Consider the following 3,746-nt stretch of genomic DNA (forward strand, 5'->3'; position numbering starts at 1 on the left):
TTTGGAAAGATAAGGAAGAAATTCAACAACATTGGCAGTTAGAAAAGCAATTTGAGCCAATCGAAGGTACTGAAAAAGAAGAATTGCTTTATGAAGGATGGCAAAAAGCAGTAAAAGCAACACAAGTATTTAAATAATAAGTATCAGTTATGTGAGTCACAGATTTATTTAAAATATATTTCTGCCGATGTTAGTACACGAGGCAACTTAGGGAAAATTGATAATACTGACCCTAACACGCCATTACCTAATGGAGACGATCGTTGGATTAATGTAACATTACCGACTGAAGTCATATTTGAGTCTGAAGATGAAGCAACCATCACTTCACCAAAAAACTACCAAATTATTAACAAGTCTGGTCGTCCTGTAAAAGTTGATGTTGATACGTATGAAATCAGTGGAGGGAAAGGTGTTCCAGCGTTAACTCAGTTAAACCTTAAACGTACAACAGGATATGAAGGAAATGAAATTGTGCCTTTAGTTGCTACAAAAGCAGAGGTACAAAAGTACACAATTAATCAAGAACTTGTAAGATTAGCGAATAATGAAGGTGAATTTGCAGATAAAACAGATGCAGATAGGGCTACTAATTTTGAATTTACAGGGACAATGGATAAAGATGCGCTATCAGAGAAACAAAACTATGTAGAGTCTAAATTGTCTTTCAAATTCACTGCTTTACGTATGGATGGAAAAACAGTAGAAGAGGCTAAAACAAACTAAAGTTTTCACTTTGACTTAAGGGGGGATAAAGATGATAAGTATAAAACAAACAATTAAACTGGTGTTAGTAACACTCTTATCACTCCATCTAACTTCGATGCCCAAGCGAAAATCAAGTCATTAAAGTCACTGGAAATCTAGATAAGGCCATTGAGTCGATCGTTGAAAATTTAGATGAAAAAGATGTGGTTACGCCTAATTTAGAAAAGAAGCAAACGATTATTAAAATAGGCGATTTACCAACAACAGGTGCAGAAACGCTCGTTTGGTTAGCGGTTTTAGGGTCTATTCTTATTAGTATAGCTGTTTTATTGTGGTTCTACGTCAAAAGAAGCAAAAAACGCAGTGGACAACTATAACATTTAATAGCTATACTGCTTTCAACATAGTAAAATAAATTGTTCATTTTAACAGCCATGTATGTGGCTGTTTTTTTCTTCTCCATAAAAAATAGTTAAAAAATTGATAAATAATCAGAGGTTTCATTCATATCTTACCATGATTGTTTAGTGAAAAATAAGTCATATATTGAATCCGAAAATCTAAACAACTTAGGCACCTTTTTTAAGACCATCATCTTTATCACGGCTATTTTAGTTATCTCTTCCACTTGTTACATATAATCTGCAGTTGGTTACATTAGCTATTTTATAGGTGTTAATAGCGCTATACTGGTATTGAAAGTGGTTGGTTATTTTGATTAATAAGATTTAAAATACAAAAAATTTGAAGGAGGATAAGAGATGAAAAAACTATTTAGTATTTTAATTTGTATGTCTTTAATGTTTACGTGTGTATGTTTAGCCATAGACAAAAAGGTAGAAGCTTCTAATATAAGTAATACCTTGATTCATGAAGAGCCTTTATCATTAGATGTTATGAAACAATTTGAGACTTTAAGTTCGTTCTATATAAAGAAAGCGGATGGTAATATAGCATTAGATATGTCAAATCCAGAATTATATAAGATTGGTTTCACTAACAAACAATTACAAGAGCTTAACCAATTAACACAAGAATTTAAAATAATAAAAAAGGAGAATATAGGGGTAGAAACGAGAGGGTTTGTCGGTTTGCAAATAAAATTAGGTAAAAAAACAAGAGCAAAGGGTGCGATAGCAGGTGGAGCATTCGTCACTGGTTATGTCGGATGGCATATTAGAAAGATTGCTATTGCGGGTCCTTGGGGAGCGGGGGCAGCGGCAGTGATTACTGCAACATGTGCTTCTTCTGTGGCTTATGCTATTTCAAAAGGGTGGAAAAAAGTAAATGTCGGGGTTAATATTCCATTTGTAAAGTTTTCATATACAATACAAACGCCTTAGGTAGTAACCAGTAAAGGACTGATAATCTTGATGTTATTAATAAGTACTGTTCTGTATCTAGCGATTTTACGTATCTATAATATTGATTCAATCAACATAGTGATGGCACCACTTCTTGTAATGGGCGCTTTAAAAGGTTTGCTTACGCTTGAGTTGGCTGATGTTTTTAATATCAAATCGTTTAAAAAAATTTTACGTAAAATTGGTAAACGGCAAGCCCTGATAGAATTAATTACTGTGAGTCTTTTGGTCTATTATCCGATGTATGCCTTTCCGGGTGGAGAATACTCCTCTAACTATATCCTGTTAACTATTACGGTATTTATCTTTTACCGTTTCCTTATTTTAGGCATTAATTATGAGATTAATAAATACCGAAAGAAGTAGATTACAAACAGACTGACATGACAGTCTGTTTTTTTATTCGAAAATTCGCTGTCACAATCGTCGTAATTTTTGTTTAACTGATTGTTGAAAGGTCCGACCAATCGGCAAGTTGATAATTTCTTCATGTGAATCGGTTACTGTGACTTTGTTATTGCCCGAGTTTATAACGTAACGACTGTTTATAATATAGGAACGATGAATTTGGATGAAAGAGGTATCGAGTTGTTTAAGAACTTCCGTGGTTGTTAAATAAGGAGAAAAAACTTCGTGGAGAGTTGTAATAATAACTAAGCGACGTTTTTTTTCAAAATAAAGAATGTTTTCACAGGGGAGCCGAATTTTTTTTTGATATTCACTGAAATGAAATAAGGGAGGAGTGGTTTTAAGGGAAAATAATAAACGTTTAACTGTGGAGAAAAACGGTGTTTTCTGTATAGGTTGAGGAATACAAGCAAAGATATCGAGTGTCAATAGATCAGGTAATAGCCTTTGCCTAGTAGTCGTTAATATCAATGGAACAGCAGGAGCTAATTGTCGGATCTTTTTTGCTAGCGCAAGTGCATCAATATCTGTATCGTCAAGTGATAGAATCAAAAAAGAAAAAGTGTTAGCGCGAAATTCAGGGTTGAGATGAATAGGATAGGTGTAACAGTGGGGATTGAACAGTTGAGTGTGATAGCTTTCCAAAAGACGTTCGATAGTGTGTAGGGTTGACGAGTACTTTGCAAAAATTGCAACATTTAACATTAAGCTCACCTCTTGAGCACATTATAACCGTTTCAAAAGTAATGGTAGTTAACTTAAAAAAAGAGTGGAAGAGAGTGCACGTAAAAAAAGCCTCTTAGATGTTTCAAGAGGCTAATCCTGCTATTTCCAACGATCTAGTTTTTTAAGGAATTTTTTAGTGTACATCTTATTAAGAAAATATTTTTGTACTTTGTTCATATCTGAATTTTGAAAGCCTCGTAAACTTATTTCATAAAATTCATCAAATGTTGCCTCACCATTGGTCCATTGACCATTATCGTAACATTTAATACAGTATTTTTCTGAAGCAGAACCATCCTTTTCGATACCAAATTCATCTGCTTTATTCATTGGCATCCCGCAACTTTGGCATTGTGGTGTTTTTGACATTTTAATTCCTCCGATGTTAAAAAAATAAATTTTTATTCTATGAAAAAGCAACGCATCATTGCTTAATTCCTTTTTTTTAAGAAAGTGTTTATCAAAAAAAGTTGTTGATGACGGTTCTTCGAATGTAATAAATTAAAAATCATTTAAGTTTTTTAGTTGTTGTATCTAAAA

Annotated in this window: 6 protein-coding genes; 4 read left to right on the top strand and 2 right to left on the bottom strand. The window is 33.3% G+C overall.

Going from position 1 to position 3,746, the window contains the following annotated elements; genetic code table 11:
- Window positions 1-474: 474 nt before the first annotated feature.
- From IKV95_RS06095 to IKV95_RS06110, 4 genes are all read left to right on the top strand, one after another.
- Window positions 475-726 carry a hypothetical protein gene (locus tag IKV95_RS06095; protein ID WP_176718546.1) on the top strand — a complete coding sequence of 84 codons (252 nt, stop codon included), beginning with the start codon at window positions 475-477 and terminating at the stop codon, window positions 724-726.
- Between the two features lie 185 nt (window positions 727-911).
- Window positions 912-1,085 carry an LPXTG cell wall anchor domain-containing protein gene (locus IKV95_RS06100; RefSeq protein ID WP_162919385.1) on the top strand — a complete coding sequence of 58 codons (174 nt, stop codon included), beginning with the start codon at window positions 912-914 and terminating at the stop codon, window positions 1,083-1,085.
- 384 nt (window positions 1,086-1,469) lie between these two features.
- Window positions 1,470-2,051, top strand: coding sequence for a hypothetical protein (locus tag IKV95_RS06105; RefSeq protein WP_069126078.1), 582 nt, complete (start codon window positions 1,470-1,472; stop codon window positions 2,049-2,051).
- Between the two features lie 30 nt (window positions 2,052-2,081).
- Entirely contained in the window at window positions 2,082-2,438 is a 357-nt protein-coding gene (locus IKV95_RS06110) for a hypothetical protein (protein WP_119945867.1), read from the top strand.
- A 51-nt stretch (window positions 2,439-2,489) separates the two neighbouring features.
- On the opposite strand, the gene IKV95_RS06115 is transcribed toward IKV95_RS06110, so the two are convergent.
- Window positions 2,490-3,185, bottom strand: coding sequence for a LytR/AlgR family response regulator transcription factor (locus IKV95_RS06115; protein ID WP_287451516.1), 696 nt, complete (start codon window positions 3,183-3,185; stop codon window positions 2,490-2,492).
- A 120-nt stretch (window positions 3,186-3,305) separates the two neighbouring features.
- Window positions 3,306-3,575: a zinc ribbon domain-containing protein gene (locus tag IKV95_RS06120; RefSeq protein WP_287451517.1), complete on the bottom strand. Its 270-nt coding sequence runs from the start codon at window positions 3,573-3,575 to the stop codon at window positions 3,306-3,308.
- Window positions 3,576-3,746: the final 171 nt, after the last annotated feature.

The sequence above is a fragment of the Brochothrix sp. genome (assembly GCF_017549435.1).
Taxonomy (GTDB): Bacteria; Bacillota; Bacilli; order Lactobacillales; family Listeriaceae; genus Brochothrix; species Brochothrix thermosphacta.